Raw genomic sequence first — 329 nt, 5'->3', positions numbered from 1 at the left:
TATGCTATTTTATCAAGTAAAGAATATGCGTATTCAAAACCTGATATAGAGAGAACGCCTTGGGATACAATTGAATTAACTGTGATTGATCCGTTTTTAAATAGAATAATATTTTATGAGGAACGAGTTTAGGACTAGAAGTACTAAAAAATTCTTTATTAGATTGGACAGTGGAGTTAAGGATTTGGTGAAGAGAATAAAGAGTAGTTCGTAAAATAATGAACTACTCTTTTATATAATGCGTTGCAAAAAAATAGATCAGTAGCAGTAACTACTGATCATCCATATGTACATGAATTAGGAGAGGTCAAACATTTATTAACTTTATT

General features: G+C 29.5%; 1 protein-coding gene. It reads left to right on the top strand.

The annotated features are described in order from the left end of the window. A partial coding sequence (locus KI356_RS27530) for a glyoxalase superfamily protein (protein WP_238486257.1) occupies positions 1–132 on the top strand: 132 nt, incomplete at its 5' end. Positions 133–329 lie beyond the last annotated feature (197 nt).

Origin of the sequence: Bacillus hominis, from assembly GCF_018332515.1 — a bacterium.
GTDB classification, from domain to species: Bacteria; Bacillota; Bacilli; order Bacillales; family Bacillaceae_G; genus Bacillus_A; species Bacillus_A hominis.
Note: the sequence above shows the minus strand (reverse complement) of the source record. Positions and strands in the feature narration are given on the sequence as shown.